Raw genomic sequence first — 21,735 nt, 5'->3', positions numbered from 1 at the left:
TTCAGGACAGCGTCTTAATCCAGTCAGCCATGTCAGCCTTGCCGCGTTCGGTATAGGCTTCTTTTCGCGACTTCTTTTTCACATCGTGCAGGGGCGGGAACAGACCGAAGTTGATGTTCATCGGTTGATAGGTTTCCGCTTCCGCATCCCCCGTGATGTGCGAAAGAAGTGCTCCCAAAGCGGTCGTCGGCGGCGGTGGGGTCCAATCCCGCGCTGCGATCTGCGCTGCAACCATCAATCCTGCCAACATACCGACAGACGCGCTCTCAACATAGCCTTCGCAGCCGGTGATCTGCCCGGCAAAGCGGATGTGTGGCGCAGAATTGAGCCGCAACTGCCGATCAAGCAGCGTGGGCGAATTCAGGAAAGTGTTGCGGTGCAAGCCGCCAAGGCGGGCGAACTCGGCATTTTCAAGGCCGGGTATGGTGCGGAAAACGCGCACCTGTTCGGCATGCTTCAGCTTGGTCTGGAAGCCCACCATATTCCATAGCGTACCAAGCTTGTTATCCTGCCGCAGTTGGACAACTGCATAGGGCCAGCGCCCGTTCGGATGCTCTGCCGTTGCGGTATGGGGATTGTCGAGGCCTACTGGCTTCATCGGGCCAAACCGCAGTGTTTCAACGCCACGCGCGGCCATCACCTCGACTGGCATACAGCCATCGAAGTAGGGCGTGTTGGCTTCCCATTCCTTGAACTCAGTCTTCTCGCCCGCCAGCAATTCTTCGCGGAAGGCGTGGTACTGGTCCTTGGTCATCGGGCAATTGATGTAATCGCGCCCGTCACCGCCCAAGGCATGCGATGCCTCGGCACCCTTGTCCCAGCGCGAAGCCATCCACGCCACGTCCATATCGATAGAATCGCGATAAACGATGGGAGCGATGGCATCAAAGAAGGCGAGGCTGTCCGCACCAGTGGCGGCGCCGATGCTGTAGGCCAGTGCAGGGGCCGTTAACGGGCCGGTGGCGACAATGGTGAGGCCATCGGACGGCAGAACATCCACGCGCTCCCGCACGATTTGCAGCGTTGGTTGCGCAGCGAGTGCTTCTTCAACCGCGTTGGAAAACACATCACGATCAACTGCCAATGCAGAACCTGCCGGAACGCGCGCTTGCTCTGCTGCAGCCATCAGCAAGCTATCGCAATTGCGCATTTCCTGATGAAGCAGGCCAACTGCGTTCTTTTCATGATCGTCCGAACGGAACGAGTTTGAACAGACCAGTTCAGCCAAACCGTCGCTATGGTGTGCTGCTGTAGTATCGCCGCCGCCCCGCATTTCCGAAAGGCGCACGCGGATGCCGCGCCGCGCCAGTTGCCAAGCCGCTTCGCTTCCGGCCATTCCGCCGCCGATGATATGTACCTGATGCGTCATAGCTCTGCCCTTGGCATTGCTGCAGCGCTGGGGCAAGACCGTCATCGGAACAGATGGGAAGGGGCCATGTGCCGAAACGCGCACTGATCGAAAGACGTCCGTGGCTGGTGGCAAGCCTTGTCGCGGGGGTCAGTTATTGGCTGGCGGCCAAAGGCCATGTGCCGGGCCTGTGGCTGATCATGTGGAAAGGCGCCGGTGTGGCTCTGCTGGCGGCCTATGCATGGGCGCATCACCCTTCACGCAATGCCCATTGGCTGGCGCTGGTCATGGCGCTGGGCGCAGTTGGCGATATGCTGATCGAGATGTTCTTCACTGCTGGGGCGGTGGCGTTTTTCCTCGGGCATCTGGTTGCGATTGCGCTGTATTTGCGGCACCGTAGGACGCATCCCACGGGGAGCCAGAAAGCGGCTGCTGTGGCAACATCGATTGGTGTACCAGTTATTTCGTGGCAATTGTTGCAAGCGGCAGAGGTCACTCTTTATGCCTTCAGCCTTGCCGGAATGGCCGCTGCGGCATGGTTGAGCCACTTCCCGCGCTATCGCGTTGGCGTAGGCGCTATGATGTTTGTGGTGTCGGACCTGCTCATATTTGCGCGCATGGGGCCGCTGGCGGGAAGCAGCTTGCCGGATATGTTGATCTGGCCGCTGTATTATTTTGGGCAGTTTCTGATCTGCACTGGCGTGATCGCCACACTGCGTGCGCGGGGTGAGTTTAAAAACGACTAAGGACATTTATACCGTTTGTCATTCGCACGAAGGCCGGGATTGCGACATTTCATGTCAGGCGCTTGGCCGGTTAGCCAGCCACAGGAATGCAAACCTGGCCCTGTGCGTCGCGGTCCAGCGGCCCATAAGCGGTCACAACATTTAATGTCAGGTCGGCATAGATATGCGGAAACAGTTGCCCGCCGCGCGATGGCTCCCACTTCACTGCCGCGCCCAGCCCCTCAAGATCAACCGCCACAACATGCAGGTCAGTTTGTCCTGCAAAATGCTTGTCCACCGTCTCGGTCAACTGGTCGAGGGTCGACAAGTGGATGTAGCCATCGGCCAGATCGACCGGCGCACCTTTGAAGGAACCAGCATGTTCCAGTTCAATCATTTGCGGGCCAGTCAACACTTTGTAGGCGACCGTGGGCAGATCGCTCATTCCGAAGCGCTCTCACCCACGTCAGCTTCACCGCCATCAACTTCAGTTTCAACGTCTTCGACAACTTCGGTGTCTTCCGCAAGCCGGACGGCACTGACGACATGCTCCTTATCAGCCACGCTGAACAAGCGGACGCCCGCCGAGCCACGACCAATCACGCGCAACGACGCCAAGGGCAGGCGGATCAGCTTGGCCTGATCGGTCACGAGCATCAACTGGTCAGCCTGAACTGCCGGGAAGCTGGCGACCACCGGCCCGTTGCGGGCAATGTTATCAATATTGGTAATGCCTTGGCCACCGCGACCGGTGCGGCGATATTCAAACGCTGAGGAAAGCTTGCCATAGCCATTGGCGCAGACGGTGAGGATGAACTGCTCACGCTCGGCCATAACGGCATAGCGTTCCTGATCAGCCATCTCGCCTTCCTTCTCGCCCTTCCACGGGGCGAAACGTAAGTATTCCTCACGTTCTTCAGGTGTGGCGCCGACGCGGTGGAGAATTGATAGCGAGATAACTTCGTCATCGCCTTTCAACGTCATGCCGCGTACGCCGGTCGAGGTGCGGCTTGTAAACTCGCGCACTTCATCGCCAGCAAAGCGGATAGCCTTGCCTGCGCGGGTGGCAAGCAGGACGTCATCACTGGCTTCGAGCAAGGCGACGCCGATCAGGCGGTCCACATTGGGTGAGCCATCCTCGTCAGCATCAAACTTCATCGCGAACTTGCCGTTGGACGGGATGTTAGCGAATGCATCCATGGAATTGCGGCGGACGTTGCCCTTGGCCGTGGCGAATACGACCGAAAGCTTGCCCCATTCCGCCTCATCCTCGGGCAGGGGCAACACGGTTGCGATAGTCTCGTCCTTATCGAGCGCAGGGAGCAAGTTTACGACCGGGCGTCCGCGCGTGGTCGGCCCGCCTTCAGGCAAGCGCCAGACTTTCAGGCGATAGACCTTGCCCGCCGTCGAGAAGAACAGCACCGGTGTATGGGTGCTGGTAACGAACATCGTGGCGACGGCATCTTCTTCTTTCGTCGCCATGCCCGAACGGCCTTTACCGCCACGGTTCTGCGCACGGAAGGTGGAGAGCGGCGTGCGTTTGATGTAGCCGTCAAGCGTGATCGTGACGACCATGTCCTCACGCTCGATCAGGTCTTCATCTTCGATGCCATCAGCGGCAGGCATGATTTCAGACATGCGCGGCGTGGCATAGGCTTGGCGGACCTCGAGGAATTCTTCGCGCATCACGCCGTAGAGCTTCACCCGGTCTGCCAGAATCGAGAGGAATTCGGTGATGGCAACCGCCAAGCCTTCCAGCTCACCACCAATATCGTCACGGCCCAGGGCCGTCAGGCGGTGCAGGCGCAGTTCCAGAATAGCGCGGACTTGCGTTTCGGACAGGCGATATGTCGCTGCATCAGCGACGCCGATGTCTTCGATGGCTTCAACCAATTTGATGTACGGGGCAATTTCACCCATCGGCCATTCGCGCGCAATCAGCGTTTCGCGTGCAGCAGCGGGGTTGGGCGACCCACGGATGATCCGCACCACTTCATCAAGGTTCGTCACCGCGATGACGAGGCCGAGCAGGATATGGGCGCGGTCCCGCGCCTTGTTCAGTTCAAACTTGGTGCGGCGCGTGATGACCTCTTCGCGGAAGCGGACGAAGGTTTCGATGATGTCCTTGAGGTTCAGAACCTCGGGACGGCCGCCCCGGATTGCCAGCATGTTGGCGGGGAAGCTGGATTGGGCAGGGGTGTTGCGCCAGATCTGGTTGAGCACGACTTCGGGTGTGGCATCGCGCTTCAGTTCGATGACGACGCGCACACCTTCACGGCTCGATTCGTCGCGGATGTCCGAAACGCCTTCGATCCGCTTGTCCTTGGCGGCCTCGGCCAGCTTTTCAACCAGGCCGGACTTGCCAACCTGATACGGGATCGAAGTGAGCACGATAGCCCGGCGATCACCACGGGTTTCCTCAACCTTGTGGCGCGCGCGCATGATGATCGAGCCACGGCCTTCGTGGTATGCCTTGCGCGCACCAGAAAGGCCAAGAATCAACGGCGCGGTGGGAAAATCCGGTGCCGGAATGATCTGGATCAGCTCGTCAATCGTGATCAGCGGGTTGTCCATGTAGGCCAGACAACCATCGATCACTTCGCCAAGGTTATGCGGCGGAATGTTGGTGGCCATGCCAACCGCGATACCGCCAGCGCCGTTGACCAGCAGGTTGGGGAAGCGCGCGGGCAGAACCTGCGGTTCATGTTCCGACCCGTCATAGTTGGGCGTGAAATCAACCGTGTCTTTTTCAATATCGGCGAGCAGCGAATCTGCCACTTTGGCCAGACGCACTTCGGTGTAACGCATTGATGCCGGAGGATCGGGGTCCATCGAACCGAAGTTGCCCTGACCATCGAGCAGCGGCAGCCGCATCGACCAGTCTTGCGTCATACGCGCCAAGGCATCGTAGATCGCGCTATCGCCATGCGGGTGATATTTGCCCATCGTATCGCCAACGATACGCGCCGACTTGCGATAGGCTTTGGTCGAGACGAAGCCGTTTTCGTGGCCGGTCCACAAGATGCGACGGTGAACTGGCTTTAAACCATCGCGCACATCGGGCAGCGCGCGGCTGACGATTACGCTCATCGCGTAATCAAGGTAGCTGGTTTTCATTTCATCGACGATGTCAATCCGCTGGAATTCGCCTTCCGGCGCTGGGATCGGGGGGTCGATGATGGTGGTATCGTCGCTCACTATGGTGGCTTTTTCGTTTTTGTTTCAGGGATGCGTCAAGGCTCTAGGCCAATTGACCGGGGATGACCAGCAACACAGGCCTGATGCCCCGGTTTTGATGGCGGTTTTCCACATCTGCGACGGATTGCATGAATATTGGGACGAGGTGTCATTCAATTGTCGTTCAAAGAGAAAAGGGTAGCGCTCACCCCGTTGCCAAGGTTAAAATTCCGCGCCACTAGCGGAAGCAGCCAATGGTGAGAGGACACAGGATGCGCTGTGGCGCAAGGCACGGTAGCCCCGCCGCCGCATCCGGTCGAACAGGAGACGAGTTATATGCGTGCTACTTTTGGGTTGATTGGCAAGACGGCGATGGCCCTCGTGCTCGCCACCAGCATCGGCGCAGCAGCGCTGACCGTGGGCGCCACAGCAGCAATCGCTGCAGAAAAGAAGCCAAAGGAAGTAAAGGCATCGTACTCGAAAGAGTTTGTTGCTGCCGCTGGCCCCATCCAGAAAACTGTAACTGCTCTTGATGAAGCCAAGAAAAAGGGCGCAACACCTGAAGCGCAGGCTGCTTTGCTCACCAATGCGAAAGCAGAGTTGGCCGCAGCTGAAGCTGCCATCTCGACGCCGCTTGATCGCATGGCCGCTGGGGGCTGGGGCGTCAGCATCGGCGGAACCTTGAACGACGTCGCCATGCGGCAGCGCGGCATGAAGAACATGCTCGACAGCGGCATGGTGCCTGCGGCCAATGTGACCGAATATCAATTCTATCTTGGCAATTTCGCCTATTCAAACAAGGATTACCCTGCGGCGATTGCGGCGCTGACGACGGTCGTGCAGGCCAATTACAAGGATGACACGGCAGCCGAACTGCTGGCAGACAGCTATTCGCAGCAAGGCCAGCATGCGCAGGCGCTCGATGCCCTTCGTTCGGCCCTGACAGCGCGCAAGGCTGCTGGCGGCGTAGTGCCTGAAGGCTGGTACAAGCGGGCAAACCTGATTGCATACAAGAACCGCCTCGGTCCTCAAGCGATCGAATGGTCGACGATGATGGTCGAGAATGATCCGACGGCCCTCAATTGGCTTGGTGCTGGCCAGCTTGCGCGTGAATTTGGCACGTTCACCAATCAGGAATCGCTTGATCTTGGACGCCTTCTTCTCCGCTCGGGCGGGTTCCAGAACGATCCGAAGTATGTCGAGCGTGAATATATCGAATATATCGAAGCTGCCGATCCGCGTCGTCTGCCCGGCGAAGTGCTCAAGGTTGCTGAAAGTGGCGTAAAGGCAGGCGTTTTGCGCGCCAACGATCCTTTTGTCGCCGACGCCATGTCACAAGCCAAGGGCCGCATTGCAGCCGATAAGGCTTCACTGCCAGCATTGGACCGCGAAGCCCGCGCAGGCAAGGATGGCCGAAGCGCATTGGCAATGGCCGATGCTTACCTGTCATACGATGAGGCTGCCAAGGCAGAAGAGATGTACAAGATGGCCCTTGAAAAGGGCAACATCGACAAAGATCGTGCGCTGACACGTCTAGGCATTGCACAAATTGATCAGGACAAGTTTGAAGAAGCCAAAGCTTCCTTTGCGCAAGTCGGTGGCGCGCGCGCTTCACTGGCCCGGCTGTGGTCTGCCTTCGCTACGACGCAAGCGCGTCCGTAACCTTTTGGGCGCATAAAACGCCTTGATACGAAAAGGGGGCGGCCTTTGCGGGCCGCCCTTTTTTGGTTGGTCTGCGCCGCGTCAGTTGACCGGTGCAAACTCTCCTGTTGCTTCATCAAGCAGATGTAGCAACCCGTCCGATATCGCGAAGAACGCGCCGCGTAGTCGTAGTTGGCCGCGGCCCTCTTTGATCTGCACACAAGGGAAAGTGCGCAAGTTGGCGAGGCTGGCGCGAACACCGGCCAGTTCCATTGCACGCTCCGCTGCTTGGCCGGAACTGCCGTGCTTCCCTACGACTTCCTCGCGCGCATCATCCAGCAGCGCAATCCAATCGGCGATGAAACCGCCTTGACCGGGCTCTGTGCCTTTAAGGTCTTGCGACAAGGCCGCTTTGCAACCGCCGCAAAGGCCATGGCCCATCACGATGATTTCTTTAACCTTCAGTACTTGTACAGCAAATTCAAGCGCGGCTGAAACGCCGTGATGCCCTGGCGTTGTTTCAAACGGCGGCACCATCGCGGCAACATTGCGCACCACGAAAATTTCTCCCGGATCGACATCAAATATCTGTGCAGGATCAACCCGGCTATCCGAACACGCGATGATCATAGTGTCCGGCGCTTGGCCGGTATTCAGTTCTGCCCACCGTTCCAGCTTCGGGTGCCACGCTTGTTCGCGGAAGCGTTGATATCCGGCGATAAGCCGATCGAGTTCTGGTGTCGCGGTTTGGTCCATGGGTGTGACAATGGACGTATCAATTGGGTCTTTCAAGTGAATGCAGTTGCGCCTATCTGATCGGCATGAACGAAACTGCTTCATCACCGGCCCTTAAGCCCGAGCGTCAACGGAAACCTGACTGGATCCGTGTCAAAGCCCCCACCAGCAAAGGTTACGGCGAAACGCGCAACTTGATGCGCAAACTCGGTCTGAACACGGTGTGTGAAGAGGCTGCGTGTCCGAACATCGGTGAATGCTGGACCAAGAAGCACGCCACGGTGATGATCCTGGGCGATGTTTGCACCCGCGCCTGCGCTTTCTGCAACGTGAAGACGGGTATGCCACGTGCAGTTGACCCGCTGGAACCGATGAACGTCGCCACCGCTGCTGCAAAGTTGGGCCTTACGCATATTGTTATCACGTCGGTTGACCGCGATGATCTGCCCGACGGTGGCGCAGGCCATTTCGTCAAAGTCATCAAAGCCCTGCGTGAGATGACGCCGGACACGACCATCGAAATCCTGACGCCTGATTTCCGCAACAAGATGGAATCCGCAGTCGAAGCCATCGTCGATGCTGGTCCAGACGTTTACAATCACAATCTTGAAACCGTGCCACGGCTATACCCGACGATACGACCGGGCGCGCGCTACTACGCCTCGTTGCGCTTGCTTGAGCAGGTAAAACGCCACAATCCGCGCATCTTTACCAAGTCAGGCGTTATGCTGGGGCTGGGTGAGCAGCGGCTTGAGGTGCATCAGGTGATGGACGATATGCGTTCGGCGCAGATCGATTTCCTGACGATGGGTCAATATCTGCAACCCACGCCAAAGCACGCCAAAGTGATCGAATTTGTCACGCCCAAGGCATTCGATGCTTACGGTTCCATCGCGCGGGCCAAAGGCTTTCTGCAAGTCGCCGCAACCCCGCTCACCCGGTCAAGCTATCACGCGGGCGATGATTTCCGGGAGATGCGGGCGGCGCGCGAAGCGCAACTCGCCAAGGTTGCATTAAAAGTCTGAGGCAAAGGACGGCTGATCTTGCCGCATATCGCTGAAACCCGTGAACTGCCATGGTCGGCTGAACAGATGTATAGTCTGGTCGCTGACGTGCGCCGCTATGCCGAATTTTTGCCGTGGGTTGTCGCGACGCGGATCAAATCTGAAGACGAAACCGTGATGATTGCCGACATGTTGGTCGGCTTTAGCGCGCTGCGGGAAAAGTTCACCTCACGCGTCTTGAAAGACCGCAATCGGTCTATCAAAGTCGAGTATCTCGAAGGACCGCTGAAGAATTTGGCGAACGATTGGACATTTACGCCATCTGCGGATGGCGGCTGCCGCATCGACTTTTCCGTAGACTTCGCATTCCGCAATGCGATCTTTGAAAAGCTGGCCGGGCAATATCTTGACAGCGCTTTTCGTAAAATGGTGGCGGCATTTGAAAAGCGTGCCCAGCAACTTTACGGCAATAACAACTCCAACGCCACGAGTGTTGCCTGAAAGCGAACGTCTGCCCGTGTAATCGCGTTTTCAAACATCTTGAGTTCAGCATTGGTCGCTTCGGGATCTTCCCCGCGCTTGGCGCATGCAAACACCACGGTACCGACCGGCTTTTGATCAGTCCCGCCTTCAGGACCCGCCACACCTGTAATCGCAACGGCAACATCAGCCCCTGATCTCTTCAGCGCGCCCTGAGCCATCGACCATGCCACGGCGATAGAGACTGCGCCAAACGTGTCGATCACGTCCTCGGACACGCCTAAAAGCTGGATCTTGGCTTCGTTTGAGTACGTGACAAATCCACGGTCAAGCACGGCCGAACTTCCCGGCACTTCGGTTAATGCTGCTGCTACCAAGCCGCCGGTGCAGCTTTCTGCAACAGCCAGCTTGCGGCCAAGGGCTGCGTTTTCCTCGATCACGCGGCGTGCGAGGATGCCAATTTCTGCGGGAAGAATGCTGTCCATGGTCTTAGTTTGCAGCCTTGCAAATCGGCAGAGACGCGGGCTTACCGTTCTTCGGTTTGTCTGCGAGCACTACGACAAAGGTTATAAGTTCCGCCGTGTTTTCGGCCGGAAGCGGGGATAAAATACGCACACCCCGTTCAATGGCTGTGCACTGGTTGGGCTTGATTTCACCACCGACCATTTCCGAAACCATCGCCTCGACAAAAGGTTGCAATGCACCATCGGGCAGGGCCTTCAATGTGCTGTTCATCGTGGCGTCTTTGCTTCCGCCAAGCTTGAGGAACGCGTTTTTTGCAACGGGCCAGTTCAAATCCTTGCGCGCTGCATATTGCCCTGCAAATGCAGTCCCGCGCGTTGCGAAGAAGCCTGTTGGCGACAAGTGCGGTTTGCATGCCTTCATCGCGCCATCAATGACGGATGGCAGGGCATAGCCTACCAATCCGCCAACTTCGGCTTCGCTGAGGCAGTTTTCTGCATTCGTCGATGCATAGGCAAATTGCCCCTGTGCCAGAGCAACCGTCGCGCCAAGAGCGAAAACTGACCGAAACAACGCCATCGTTTCTTCTCCTACGCCATCACTCTGGAACAACCGTGACCACAGCCTGCGCCGCGATACCTTCACCGCGCCCTGTCAGTCCCAACCGTTCAGTAGTCGTCGCCTTGACCGAGACGGCGGCCAAGTCAATCCCGAGAATCCGGGCAAGCGCCTCGCGCATCACAAACTTATGCGGTCCGATCTTCGGCGCCTCGCAAATGATCGTGACGTCAACGTTGGCAATGCGATACCCGTCCTTGGCCACAAGCTGCGCTGCGTGGGCCAGAAACCGGTCCGATGAAGCGCCTTTCCCATGCGGATCAGATGGAGGGAAGTGATCGCCAATATCGCCCGCAGCAATGGCGCCCAGCAGAGCATCGACAAGCGCGTGAATCGCAACGTCTGCGTCTGAGTGCCCCGAAAGGCCCTTGTCGTGCGGTATTTTGACACCGCAAAGCCACAAGTCCTCGCCTTCGACAAGCCGGTGGACGTCAAAGCCCATGCCTGTGCGCGGGGGACGGTTCATTGAAGGCTCCTGTAAATCGGCGGCGAACGTCACTTTTCGCAAGTCTTCGTCACCTGCGGTTAACGTGACCTGCATCCCGGCAGCATCAGCAACTTGGGCATCGTCGCCTGCGTCAAACGGACCTTGCCACCGTCTGTGCGCTTCAAGTATTGCACTATAATCAAAACCTTGGGGGGTTTGCACGCGGTAGAGTTCATCGCGCGCTACAGTTTCTGCCCGAAATCCTGACGTTCCACGAACCATGCTGTCGACGACCGGCAGGACCGGTATCGCTGCAGGTTCGCTTGCCAATGCCCGTAACAGCCCATCAATGACTGAGCGCGGCAAAACAGGCCTCGCGGCGTCATGAATCAGCACGGTTTGAGGTGCGACGTGCGCCAACGCTTCAAGCGCTCGCTTGACCGATTCTTGCCGCGTTGCCCCGCCGTGCACAAATTGCACCCCGGCAATGCCAGCCACTGACGCTGCCGCAATGTCATCCCAACCTTCGGGGATAGCGATAACGATTGGTGCAATCCCGGCCATTGCCAAAGCCTCGACCGAATGCCGAACCAAGGGTTTTCCGCGCCATGCAACGAACTGCTTGGGAACAGCGCCACCGGTGCGCAGTCCTTTGCCCGCAGCCACGACAATGGCTGCTGTCCGCATGGCGTTTGGGGAGTCCTGCCTATCCATTGTTGGCGCCTCTACCAGCGCTTGCCCTGTGGGAGCAACAGCCTTGCCGTTTGCGTGGCGATGGCTTAGACAGCTGCCTGTTTTTTAGGCAGGTTATCGTATGTCCGACGTTCCCGTTCCACCACAACTCAAGCCGATCCAGGTTGGCCCCGTCAACGTAGATTGGCCGGTTGTGCTTGCGCCTATGACGGGCGTTTCAGACTTGCCTTTCCGCACCATCGTGCGCCGCTTTGGTTCGGGCCTGAATGTAACCGAAATGATCGCCAGCCCTGCGGCAATCCGCGAAACGCGTCAGTCTATCCAGAAGGCAGCGTGGCATCCAACGGAGGAGCCGGTTTCAATGCAGCTTGTCGGTTGTGATCCGGTGCAAATGGCCGAGGCTGCGAAGCTTTCCGAGGACAAGGGCGCGGCGATCATCGACATCAACATGGGCTGTCCGGTGCGCAAGGTTGTTAATGGTGATGCCGGTTCAGCCTTGATGCGCGACATTCCGCTAGCCACGCGCCTGATCGAAGCGACGGTCAAGGCCGTCAGCGTACCGGTCACGGTCAAAATGCGCATGGGCTGGTGCCATGATAGCCTGAACGCCCCCGAACTTGCGCGCATTGCCGAGGACTTGGGCGCGAAAATGATCACTGTACACGGACGCACGCGCAACCAATTGTACAAAGGCAATGCCGATTGGGCGTTCGTCCGCCAAGTGAAAGAGGCGGTGTCGCTGCCGGTTCTGGTGAATGGTGACATTTGTACGATCGAGGACGTAGCCACGGCCATCGAGCAAAGTGGCGCGGATGGCGTAATGATCGGGCGGGGGTCTTATGGCCGTCCATGGTTGCTGGGCCAGATGATGCACTGGCTGCAAACGGGTGAGCGTTTGGCCGATCCGACGTTGGCCGAACAATACGCGCTGATCATTGAGCATTATCATGCCATGCAGGCGCATTACGGCACGGTTACGGGTGTCAACATGGCGCGCAAGCATCTGGGTTGGTATACCAAGGGCCTTCACGGCTCGGCCGATTTCCGGAACAAGGTCAACTTTATCGATGATCCTGATGCGGTCATTGCCAGCCTTGCCGATTTCTATGGTCGCGCGATTGAGCATCAACTGGCTAACGCGGGCGAAAATCAGGCGGAGCACCGGGCAGCAGCATGATTACTCTTCCGGATTGGCGCAAACAGGACCCGACCCAAAAGCCCGATCCGAAGCGCGTCGTTGCCAGTCTGCCGCTTGCCCTGCTGCAATTGGACCCCGATTTGATTGTTGCGGCGGTTAATCCGGCGGCTGAGCAACTGATGGGGCAGGGCGCGCGCCGGTTGGTCGGCAAATCGGTTGCCGAACTCTTCGAATTTGATGAGCCGCTTATCCTTGGCCGCCTGGCCGAAGGAGAGGCGCAGCTTTTCGCGCGGGGCGTTCGCGTTCAAATCCGGGGGCAGGCACCACGTAGGTTTGACGTGATGACCAGCCCCGTCAATTACTGCCCCGGTTGGCAATTGCTCATGCTCCACGAAGGCGTTGGGGTTGAAGCATTGTCAGGCGATGGCGGCGGGGCAGGTGGCGGGGAGGGCATCGCCCTGCGCGCGCCCGAGGTGCTGGCGCATGAAATCAAGAATCCGCTTGCGGGGATTCGCGGTGCCGCACAATTGCTGGATCGCAAGCTGTCAGAGCGCGATCGCGCCATGACGGGCCTCATCACTGCGGAAGTCGACCGTATCGCCAAGTTGATCGACCAGATGCAATCGCTCTCACGCCGCCGCACGGAACCTGCGCAATCGTGCAATTTGCATGAGGCTGTCCGGCGAGCGCAGGCCGTCATTGCTGCCGGATCGCCTGAACCGGTGGCGATCGAGGAGGAGTTCGATCCCTCCCTTCCGCCGATTATGGCAAACCCGGACTCGCTGGTGCAGGTCTTGCTTAATCTGCTGAGCAACGGACGCGAGGCGTGTCAATCACAGCCATCGCCGCGCATCGTGGTCCGCACGCGCTTTGCCAGCGGCATCTTGCTGCACACAGGACCGGGCGGAGTGCCGCTGCGGTTGCCGATAGAACTGCGCGTGTCCGATAATGGTCCCGGTATAGACCCGTCATTGCGCGATCATATTTTTGAGCCTTTCGTCACCGGCAAGAAGAACGGGCAAGGGCTGGGGCTTGCTTTGGTGCAAAAGTTGGTTCGCGAAATGAACGGTCGCATTACCCATGATCGCGATGAACTGGGCGGTTGGACACACTTCCGCATTCATCTGCCAGTCGCAGGATCGGTCCCTGCATCATGAGGAAACGCGTCCTGCTGGTTGAGGATGATGCTTCGATCGCCCTCGTCATCACCGCCGCTCTCGAAGCCGAGGGCTTTACCGTTGATCGCTGCGATTCCATCGCTGGGCGCGACCGGTTTCTTGCCAACCATGCCTATCACCTGCTGTTGACCGACGTGATGTTGACCGACGGCGACGGGATCGAGACGATTGGCCGGGTGCGCGATGCCGATCCGGGCCTGCCGATCATCATTCTGTCAGCACAAAACACCCTCGATACCGCCGTTCGCGCCAGCGATACCGGAGCGTTCGAATACTTTCCCAAGCCGTTCGACCTTGAGGAACTGATCCGCACTGTTACGCAGGCCATTGGCAAAGCTGAAGCCGAAGCGTTCGACGTGCCTCAGGACGTGCCTCAGGGGTTGCCGCTGGTCGGGCGCAGCGCAGCGATGCAAGCGGTCTACCGCATGATCACGCGCGTTCTCCGCAATGACCTGACCGTCCTGATCCTTGGGGAATCAGGCACAGGCAAGGAACTGGTCGCTGAAGCCATTCATGAACTGGGCAACCGTCGCTCTGGTCCGTTCATTGCGGTCAACACAGCCGCTATCCCGAGTGAATTGATCGAGAGCGAATTGTTCGGGCATGAAAAGGGTGCGTTCACCGGAGCAGTGGCGCGATCCATCGGCAAGTTCGAACAGGCGAGTGGTGGAACGCTTTTCCTTGATGAAATCGGCGATATGCCAATGCAGGCGCAAACCCGGCTTTTGCGCGCGCTTCAATCGGGCAAAATCCGCCGCGTCGGCGGACGGGACGAGATTACGCTCGATTGCCGGATCGTAGCAGCCACCAATCGCGACCTGCTGCCGATGATCGCCGCCGGCACTTTCCGCGAAGACTTGTATTACCGCATCGCCGTAGTGCCGATCGAGCTTCCGCCACTGCGCGAACGAACAGACGATATCGAAGCCTTGGCACGCCACTTCCTTGCCCAAGCCGCCGCAGAAGGGCTGCCGCGACGCCACTTGACCGAGGCTGGTGCCGACATTCTTGCGCGTCAGCCATGGCGCGGGAACGTGCGCGAATTGCGCAACTTCATTTATCGGCTTGCTCTGCTGGCCCGCGATGAAGTTATTGATGCAACGTCCATTGAACCGCTGCTTGCACAAACCGAAGGTGCCGCAGTTTCTCGCAATTCCGACCTTGGTTCAAAAGATCCTGCCGATCTTGGCGCTGCGGTCGATTTTTGGCTTGAAGAACACCACCCTGAACCCGGCGATTATTACAGCGCGGCCCTGGCTGCGTTCGAAAGGCCACTGTTTTTGAACGTATTGGGCAAGACAGGTGGCAATCAACTGCGCGCCGCCCAAATGCTGGGCATTAACCGCAACACATTGCGCAAGCGCTTGTCTGATCTTGGTATTTTTCCGGAAGACTACATCGTCAAAGAGTGATCTTGTCTTGAAGCACAGCCTTTGTTCAATTTTGGTGCTTTCCACTTGCATTTTTGCCACAGCAGTGTTGTTATATAGCAACTATGCAAAATGAAGGCACGATAAAGGTTCGGCGCATGCCACGTTGGTGGCGGCGGGTCCTTGTCAGTCTTCGTCGTGCCAATGTCCTTTTGCTGCTGGAATTGGCAGCGTCTGCCATTTTTGCCCTGATGATCGCTGTCAGTTGGCTCACCGTAACCGGTTCCAGCAATGAAGGACAGATACTTCCATCACGGCTGACATCAACGCTGCTGATCGGCACAATTGTCCCGGCAATGGCCCTTCTGGTGCTGGGCGGACGCCGTCTTGCAATTCGTCGCGCCAGCCGCAGTCTGTTGGGATCAAGCGGGCGCTTGCACGTCAGGCTTGTCTGGCTGTTCTCTTTGATCGCTGCGGTGCCAACGCTGTTGGTGGTGGTCTTTGCATCTATCCTTTTTCAGTCGGGGGTGGAGTTCTGGTTTTCCGATAGTTCACGCGGCATGCTGGAAAACGCCAACCAGCTTGCGCGCGGATATTATGAAGACAAGTTGCGCGATGTTGGCAACGAGACTGTCACGATGGCCGGCGACATTCGTGATTACCTTGATCAAGCCGCGATTACCTCGACGGAATTTGCAGAAGGCTACTCGTTTCAGGTCCTTAGTCGCCAACTGAACGAATCCGCCATTCTTGAGCGCGCGCCTGACGGCACTTTGCGTACTGCTGCGATTGTAGATCCTGAAAAAACGGATGACCGGCAACGCGTGTCAGCCGCTGATCTGAAGCGGCTCGACGCTGGAGAAACTGTCGTCGTGAACGCATCGGCTGAACGCATCGATGCTGTTACCGCCGTTGATAAAGGCCGCGGAATCTATCTTTACGCCGCCCGCAATTCGAATGCTCTGGCGCTCGAACAATGGGAGCGCGCGCAGACCGTACTCAAGGCGTACGATATGCTGACCACCCGCGCCCGCGCCTTGCAATTGCGCTTCAACATCGCGCTCTTTGTCATCAGCCTTGCGCTTGTCGGGCTGGCGGTGTGGGCCGCGCTGCGCTTTGCTGATCGCCAAGTGGCCCCCTTGGCTGAACTGGTATCGGCTGCGCGCAACATCGGCAGCGGCAACTTCGCCATGCGCGTGGCGCAGAACAGCGGCACCGATGAAATTGGCCTGCTTGCCCGTGCGTTTAACCGGATGACGCAGCAGCTTGAGGGGCAAACCCAGGCTCTGGTGTCTGCCAATGCGCAATTGGAAGTGCGCCGCGCCTTCATCGAAGCGGTGTTGGAATCGATAACCGCCGGGATCATTTCCATTGGTCGCGATGGTACGATCCAGTTGATCAACCCTTCAGCTGCGCGGCTCTTGCTGGCTCCGGGTGCAGAATCCCCTATCGGGAAATCGCTTTCTGACGTCTCGCCGGTATTTGCGCAACTGGTGGCCTCTGGCCAACCCAACAACGTCATCCAGCATCCCCTTGCAGGCGATTTGCGCACGCTTGCCGTCCGTGTCGCCAAAGACAGCAATGGCTACGTGATCACGTTTGAAGACATTACGCGCCAATTGCTTGATCAGCGACGCGCCGCATGGTCAGACGTTGCCCGCCGTATCGCTCATGAAATCAAAAATCCGCTAACGCCCATCCAGCTTGCCACTGAGCGCTTGCGCCGTCGCTATGGCCGACAAATTGAAACAGACCCCGAACTGTTTGAGGAATTGACCGCAACGATCATTCGCCAAGTCGGCGATTTGCGCAAAATGGTTGATGAATTCTCCTCGTTTGCACGGCTGCCAAAGCCGGTTTTCCGGGCCGAAGATGCCAGTGATCTGGTGCGGCAATCGTTGTTCTTGCAAGAAGTTGCGCACACGCAAATTGCCTACAACTTCGCCAGTGACCAGCTCAACTATCCGCTGGAATGTGACCGCCATCAGTTCGGTCAATGCATGACGAATGTGCTGAAAAATGCAGTTGAAGCGATTGAAACAAAATCGAAATTGGCTGACGTGGATTATCGCGGCCAAATCGCAGTTACACTGACAGGCGATGCCGAGACTGTAACCATTTCCGTGACAGACAACGGCATCGGCCTTCCGGCCGAACGTGATCGCATTCTTGAACCCTATGTCACCACACGCGAAAAAGGGACTGGCCTCGGCTTGGCGATCGTCCACAAGATTATCGAAGAGCACGGTGGCGAAATGGCCTTCACAGCCCAACCCACCGGCGGAACGAGCGTAACTATGCGTTTTGCGCGTGATCCCCTTTTGAATTCAGCCAATACCGGCACCGAACAGGACTGACAGGACCCAAAATGGCACTCGACATCCTCATCGTCGACGACGAACGCGACATCAGGGAACTGGTGGCAGGCGTGTTGAGCGACGAAGGCTACGGCTGTCGCACCGCAGCAGACAGTACATCAGCGCTTGCCGCCGTGGATGAGCGGCGACCGAGTCTCGTGTTGCTGGACGTCTGGCTCCATGGCAGCCCGATGGACGGGCTTGAAGTGTTGGATGAAATCAAACGGCGGGAACCTGAATTGCCCGTCATCATATTTTCAGGCCACGGCAACATTGATACGGCCGTATCCGCGATCAGCCGCGGCGCGATGGATTTCCTGGAAAAGCCCTTCGAGGCAGAACGCCTGCTGCTGCTTGTTGAACGTGCCACGGAAACCGAGCGATTGCGCCGCGAGAACGCCCGCTTGCGCCAGGACTTTGTCATGGCCGATGAATTCACCGGCAACAGCACTTCCATCAACCAGGTACGCGCCACCCTCAAACGTGTCGCAAACACCGGCAGCCGCTTGTTGATTACGGGCCCTGCAGGGTCGGGCAAGGAAGTGGCCGCGCGCCTGCTGCATTCGTGGAGCCCACGCGCGCAAAACGCTTTTGTTACCGTCAATTCTGCACGCATTACGCCCGAACGCTTTGAACAGGAATTGTTCGGTGAGGAAATTGACGGCAAATTGGTCCGGGCAGGGCTGCTCGAAATGGCTGATGGTGGGACACTGTTCCTTGACGAAGTGTCCGACATGCCGCCTTCCAGCCAAGCTCGCATTCTGCGCGTTTTGACCGAGCAGGCCTTCGTCCGCGTTGGTGGCCATCGCCAATTGCGCGTGGACGTGCGCGTCGTTTCATCGTCGTCGCGCCCGCTTGAAAAGGAAATCGCAGAACGCCGCTTTCGTGAGGACCTCTATTACCGCCTCAATGTCGTGCCTGTAGCAATCCCGTCCTTGACCGAACGGCGCGAAGATATTCCGGCACTGGTCGATCATTTCTTCGCGCGGTACGCCAATGAACAAGGCGTCACGCCACCTGCCGTAACGCCGGAAGCAATGGCCGCCCTGCAAAGCTATGATTGGCCCGGCAACGTCCGCCAATTGCGCAATGTGATCGAGCGTACGATCATTCTGGCGCCGCGCGATCGCCTTGCCCGGATCGATGGCGACATGCTTCCCTCCGAAATCGTTGCAACTCCTATGGGCGGAGAAGCAGGAGGTTCATCGCTTATGGGCGTGCCCTTAAGAGAGGCGCGCGAAAACTTTGAACGTGAGTATCTCAAGGTACAAATTCGGCGGTTTTCAGGGAATATTTCCAAGACTGCCAGCTTCATAGGCATGGAGCGGTCTGCCCTTCACAGGAAGCTCAAACTGCTCGGCATGGCGGATCGTCGTGAAGGGGAAGACGACGAATAGAGTCGTGAATACGCATTTATTCGGAACTTGCGGCGATTTCTCATGTTTACCTCTGGCAAGTAGCGACCTACACTTGAAATCGAACCCGGCAAAAGCGGCGAAATCCGTAACGGCCAGATTGCGAGGTCCCATAAAGGGGCTGAGCCAATAGAAAACGGAGTCAGAAGAAATGACCGGAAAGACACTTACCGCACGCCCGAAGCCCAAGGCCGAGGTTGTGCCCGCAGTGGAAACGCCGCCCCCAGCGCCCGTAACCGGGCCGACCGGAGGCAAGGGCCAGAACCTGCAAGACTTGTTCCTGAACCATCTCCGCAAGAACAAGACCCCGGTCACGATGTTCCTTGTCAAGGGTGTGAAGCTTCAGGGGATTGTCACCTGGTTTGACAATTTCTCGATTCTGTTGCGCCGTGATGGCCAGTCGCAACTCGTCTATAAACACGCGATTTCCACAATCATGCCGGGACAACAGCTTTCGGTTGCGCACTTCCAGACCACGGGTGAGGAAAACAGCAAGAAGGCGCGGCTCTTGCAGGAAATCTTCCTGTCCAGCGTGCGCGATTCTGGCGTTCAAGTGACGATGTTCCTTGTCAACGGTGTGATGTTGCAGGGCAAAGTCGCGTCGTACGATCTTTTCTGCATGCTGCTTGAGCGTGAGGGCTATGTCCAGCTTGCTTACAAGCATGCCGTTTCAACAATTCAGCCTGCCGGTCATGTTGATCTCACCGGCGACTGGGATGGCGAGGATTCCTGAGCACTTTTGAATTTGGCAACAACACTGGCGAAGTCGCCGGTGAAGTAACCCGTGGCGCGCGCGCCGTTGTCCTCCTCCCCGATATAAAGCAGCGGGGAGGCGGCTACGGCGATGACGCAGAAGCCCGGCTTGAAGAAGGGCAGGGCCTTGCCCGCGCGATCGGTATCGAGGTTGTGGACTCGTTCATCCTGCCGATCCGGGCCGTGCGCCCAGCCACTCTGTTCGGGGAAGGACAAGTTGAACGCATCGGCGTTGCTTGCAACATGGCCGATGCCGAACTTGTCATTGTCGACGGCGCACTTTCAGCGATCCAGCAACGCAACCTTGAGGAAAAGCTCAAGCGCAAGGTCATTGACCGCACCGGCCTGATTCTTGAGATTTTTGGCGAGCGCGCGGCAACTGCTGAAGGCCGCTTGCAGGTCGAACTCGCCCATCTTGATTATCAAGCTGGCCGATTGGTGCGGTCCTGGACGCACCTTGAACGGCAACGCGGGGGCTTCGGCTTCCTTGGCGGTCCGGGTGAAACCCAGATCGAGGCAGATCGCCGCTTGATTCGCAACCGCATGGCACGCCTGCGCCGCGAACTTGAACAAGTGCGCCGCACACGCGGACTACACCGTGAACGGCGACAACGTGCGCCTTGGCCCGTGGTTGCTCTGGTAGGGTACACGAATGCGGGAAAATCAACGTTGTTCAACCGTTTGACCGGCGCGACGGTGATGGCAGAAGACTTGCTGTTTGCCACGCTTGATCCGACGATGCGGGCTATCCGCCTTCCGGGTGTGGATAAGGCGATTATGTCCGATACGGTCGGATTCATCTCGGATCTGCCGACGCAATTGGTTGCAGCCTTCCGCGCGACGCTTGAAGAAGTAACTGCCGCCGATGTCATCGTCCATGTGCGCGATGTCGCTAACCCCGCGACGGCTGAGCAAAAAGCCGAGGTCGAACAGATCCTTGCGGACCTCGGCATCAATGGGGAAGGGGGCACAATCATCCCCGTGATCGAGGTGTGGAACAAGTGGGACTTGCTCTCCGCAGATGACCAGGCGGTGCGTCAGGATATCATCTCAGCTAAAATTGCAGACGTGCCAGTTGCGCCGCTCTCTGCGTTGACCGGTGAGGGTGTTGAAGCATTCCTCGACAAGTTGGGCGTCATGCTCACCGGAAGCGCCCAGACCCTGGATTTGATGGTTCCGCTTTCCGATGGCCAGCGCTTGGCTTGGCTGCATGCGCATGGGGATATCGTTGAAGAACATCAGATCGATGGGGAGGGTGGTGAACCTGCCATGCGGATCAAAGTCCGCCTGACGCCGCGTGAATTAGGCCGTTTTACCAGCCTCTGATTTCTTGACGTCCTGCCACAGGGCTTCTTGTTCTTCGAGACTCAGCCCGGCAAACTCGCCTTGCGCTAGCGCTTCCATTCCGCGGAAGCGGCGTTCAAACTTTGCGTTGGCAGCGCGCAAGGCGTCTTCGGGTGCGACGCCATATTTTCGCACCACATTGACTGCGGCAAACAGCAAATCGCCGGCCTCGGCGATGCGTTCTTCGTCGGTTGCGGCTTCGCGCAGTTCATCGATTTCTTCGGTGACTTTGGCAGCCGCGCCTTCGGGATCGGGCCAGTCAAAACCCTGGCGGGCTGCACGCTTTTGGAGCTTTTCTGCGCGCATCAACGCAGGCAGGGCAAGGGCTACGCCGTCCATCGCGCTGGTTGCGCCCTTGGCTTCGCGTTCGACGGCTTTTGCGGTTTCCCAGTGGTCTTCGCGGGATTGGCCGTCGGGGTTTTGTTGATGAAATACATGCGGATGACGAACTTCCATTTTGTCCGAAATCGCGGCCGCCACATCATAAAAGTCAAATAAATCAGCTTCTTGGGCCATTCTGGCATGAAATACGACTTGCAGCAGCAGATCACCGAGCTCTTCTTTGAGCGCGGCCATGTCATTGCGCTCTATCGCGTCGGCGACTTCGTATGCTTCTTCGATGGTATAGGGCGCGATGGTTGCGAAGGTTTGGGCGCAGTCCCATTCGCAGCCGCGTTCAGGATCGCGCAGGCGGGCCATGATCGCCAGGAGTTTGCTAAGAGAGTTAAAGCTCATGGCACAGCGCTCCGACACTAGATTTGATAATAATGATTATGTTAATAGCGATACCACAACTGTCCATGTAAACTGTGTCCAGTGTGAGGGCAGAAGGGTTGCTATCATGGTGGGCTTTCAACAGTATCTGCAACT

19 protein-coding genes are annotated in these 21,735 nt (G+C 57.8%); 11 read left to right on the top strand and 8 right to left on the bottom strand.

Features of this window, described 5'->3' with window-relative positions; all coding sequences use genetic code 11:
* Nucleotide 1: 1 nt before the first annotated feature.
* Nucleotides 2-1,369: a methylenetetrahydrofolate--tRNA-(uracil(54)-C(5))-methyltransferase (FADH(2)-oxidizing) TrmFO gene (gene trmFO / locus B7Y89_RS04055; RefSeq protein WP_292935996.1), complete on the bottom strand. Its 1,368-nt coding sequence runs from the start codon at nucleotides 1,367-1,369 to the stop codon at nucleotides 2-4.
* A 68-nt stretch (nucleotides 1,370-1,437) separates the two neighbouring features.
* Between trmFO and B7Y89_RS04050 the strand changes: the two genes are divergently transcribed.
* On the top strand, nucleotides 1,438-2,094 hold the full coding sequence (locus B7Y89_RS04050; RefSeq protein ID WP_292935995.1) for a lysoplasmalogenase: 657 nt from the start codon (nucleotides 1,438-1,440) through the stop codon (nucleotides 2,092-2,094).
* 70 nt (nucleotides 2,095-2,164) lie between these two features.
* Here the strand turns inward: B7Y89_RS04050 and B7Y89_RS04045 are convergent, their stop codons facing one another.
* Both B7Y89_RS04045 and gyrA read right to left on the bottom strand, forming a co-directional pair.
* Entirely contained in the window at nucleotides 2,165-2,518 is a 354-nt protein-coding gene (locus B7Y89_RS04045) for a DUF952 domain-containing protein (RefSeq protein ID WP_292935994.1), read from the bottom strand.
* Complete coding sequence (gene gyrA / locus B7Y89_RS04040; RefSeq protein WP_292935993.1) at nucleotides 2,515-5,271, bottom strand: DNA gyrase subunit A; 2,757 nt, start codon at nucleotides 5,269-5,271, stop codon at nucleotides 2,515-2,517. The genes B7Y89_RS04045 and gyrA overlap by 4 nt, the downstream gene beginning before the upstream one ends.
* A gap of 315 nt (nucleotides 5,272-5,586) precedes the next feature.
* Between gyrA and B7Y89_RS04035 the strand changes: the two genes are divergently transcribed.
* A complete protein-coding gene (locus B7Y89_RS04035) occupies nucleotides 5,587-6,912 on the top strand; it encodes a hypothetical protein (RefSeq protein WP_292935992.1) in 1,326 nt (441 codons plus the stop codon).
* An 81-nt stretch (nucleotides 6,913-6,993) separates the two neighbouring features.
* Here the strand turns inward: B7Y89_RS04035 and B7Y89_RS04030 are convergent, their stop codons facing one another.
* Nucleotides 6,994-7,647 (bottom strand): carbonic anhydrase, encoded by a 654-nt coding sequence (locus B7Y89_RS04030; protein WP_292935991.1) that lies wholly within the window; start codon nucleotides 7,645-7,647, stop codon nucleotides 6,994-6,996.
* 65 nt (nucleotides 7,648-7,712) lie between these two features.
* Between B7Y89_RS04030 and lipA the strand changes: the two genes are divergently transcribed.
* Together lipA and B7Y89_RS04020 are read left to right on the top strand one after the other, a co-directional pair.
* The gene (gene lipA / locus B7Y89_RS04025) at nucleotides 7,713-8,651 is read left to right on the top strand and encodes a lipoyl synthase (protein WP_292935990.1); all 939 of its coding nucleotides are present in this window, start codon (nucleotides 7,713-7,715) and stop codon (nucleotides 8,649-8,651) included.
* A gap of 18 nt (nucleotides 8,652-8,669) precedes the next feature.
* Complete coding sequence (locus B7Y89_RS04020) at nucleotides 8,670-9,131, top strand: type II toxin-antitoxin system RatA family toxin (RefSeq protein WP_292935989.1); 462 nt, start codon at nucleotides 8,670-8,672, stop codon at nucleotides 9,129-9,131.
* Here B7Y89_RS04020 and B7Y89_RS04015 read toward each other — a convergent pair.
* Genes B7Y89_RS04015 through B7Y89_RS04005 form a run of 3 tightly spaced genes read right to left on the bottom strand, consistent with a single transcriptional unit; the run spans nucleotide 9,092 to nucleotide 11,304 of the window.
* The gene (locus B7Y89_RS04015; protein ID WP_292935988.1) at nucleotides 9,092-9,595 is read right to left on the bottom strand and encodes a CinA family protein; all 504 of its coding nucleotides are present in this window, start codon (nucleotides 9,593-9,595) and stop codon (nucleotides 9,092-9,094) included. The genes B7Y89_RS04020 and B7Y89_RS04015 overlap by 40 nt on opposite strands.
* A 4-nt stretch (nucleotides 9,596-9,599) precedes the next feature.
* Nucleotides 9,600-10,151 carry a hypothetical protein gene (locus B7Y89_RS04010; RefSeq protein ID WP_292935987.1) on the bottom strand — a complete coding sequence of 184 codons (552 nt, stop codon included), beginning with the start codon at nucleotides 10,149-10,151 and terminating at the stop codon, nucleotides 9,600-9,602.
* Between the two features lie 19 nt (nucleotides 10,152-10,170).
* Nucleotides 10,171-11,304 (bottom strand): bifunctional 2-C-methyl-D-erythritol 4-phosphate cytidylyltransferase/2-C-methyl-D-erythritol 2,4-cyclodiphosphate synthase, encoded by a 1,134-nt coding sequence (locus B7Y89_RS04005; protein ID WP_292935986.1) that lies wholly within the window; start codon nucleotides 11,302-11,304, stop codon nucleotides 10,171-10,173.
* A 127-nt stretch (nucleotides 11,305-11,431) separates the two neighbouring features.
* Between B7Y89_RS04005 and dusB the strand changes: the two genes are divergently transcribed.
* The 7 genes from dusB to hflX all read left to right on the top strand — a co-directional run bounded on the left by dusB (nucleotide 11,432) and on the right by hflX (nucleotide 20,847).
* The gene (gene dusB / locus B7Y89_RS04000; RefSeq protein WP_292935985.1) at nucleotides 11,432-12,487 is read left to right on the top strand and encodes a tRNA dihydrouridine synthase DusB; all 1,056 of its coding nucleotides are present in this window, start codon (nucleotides 11,432-11,434) and stop codon (nucleotides 12,485-12,487) included.
* On the top strand, nucleotides 12,484-13,605 hold the full coding sequence (locus B7Y89_RS03995) for an ATP-binding protein (protein ID WP_292935984.1): 1,122 nt from the start codon (nucleotides 12,484-12,486) through the stop codon (nucleotides 13,603-13,605). The genes dusB and B7Y89_RS03995 overlap by 4 nt, the downstream gene beginning before the upstream one ends.
* Nucleotides 13,602-15,038, top strand: coding sequence for a sigma-54 dependent transcriptional regulator (locus tag B7Y89_RS03990; protein ID WP_292935982.1), 1,437 nt, complete (start codon nucleotides 13,602-13,604; stop codon nucleotides 15,036-15,038). Before B7Y89_RS03995 ends, B7Y89_RS03990 begins: the two co-directional genes overlap by 4 nt.
* A 116-nt stretch (nucleotides 15,039-15,154) precedes the next feature.
* On the top strand, nucleotides 15,155-17,353 hold the full coding sequence (locus B7Y89_RS03985; RefSeq protein WP_292935980.1) for an ATP-binding protein: 2,199 nt from the start codon (nucleotides 15,155-15,157) through the stop codon (nucleotides 17,351-17,353).
* A gap of 11 nt (nucleotides 17,354-17,364) precedes the next feature.
* The gene (locus B7Y89_RS03980) at nucleotides 17,365-18,750 is read left to right on the top strand and encodes a sigma-54 dependent transcriptional regulator (RefSeq protein ID WP_292935978.1); all 1,386 of its coding nucleotides are present in this window, start codon (nucleotides 17,365-17,367) and stop codon (nucleotides 18,748-18,750) included.
* A 169-nt stretch (nucleotides 18,751-18,919) separates the two neighbouring features.
* Entirely contained in the window at nucleotides 18,920-19,501 is a 582-nt protein-coding gene (gene hfq, locus B7Y89_RS03975; protein WP_292935976.1) for an RNA chaperone Hfq, read from the top strand.
* Entirely contained in the window at nucleotides 19,498-20,847 is a 1,350-nt protein-coding gene (gene hflX / locus B7Y89_RS03970) for a GTPase HflX (RefSeq protein ID WP_292936501.1), read from the top strand. The genes hfq and hflX overlap by 4 nt, the downstream gene beginning before the upstream one ends.
* Here the strand turns inward: hflX and mazG are convergent.
* A complete protein-coding gene (mazG, locus tag B7Y89_RS03965) occupies nucleotides 20,824-21,600 on the bottom strand; it encodes a nucleoside triphosphate pyrophosphohydrolase (RefSeq protein ID WP_292935974.1) in 777 nt (258 codons plus the stop codon). The genes hflX and mazG overlap by 24 nt on opposite strands.
* Between the last annotated feature and the right edge of the window lie 135 nt (nucleotides 21,601-21,735).

The organism is Novosphingobium sp. 32-60-15 (assembly GCF_002280675.1).
In the GTDB taxonomy this organism is placed as follows: domain Bacteria; phylum Pseudomonadota; class Alphaproteobacteria; order Sphingomonadales; family Sphingomonadaceae; genus Novosphingobium.
Note: the sequence above shows the minus strand (reverse complement) of the source record. Positions and strands in the feature narration are given on the sequence as shown.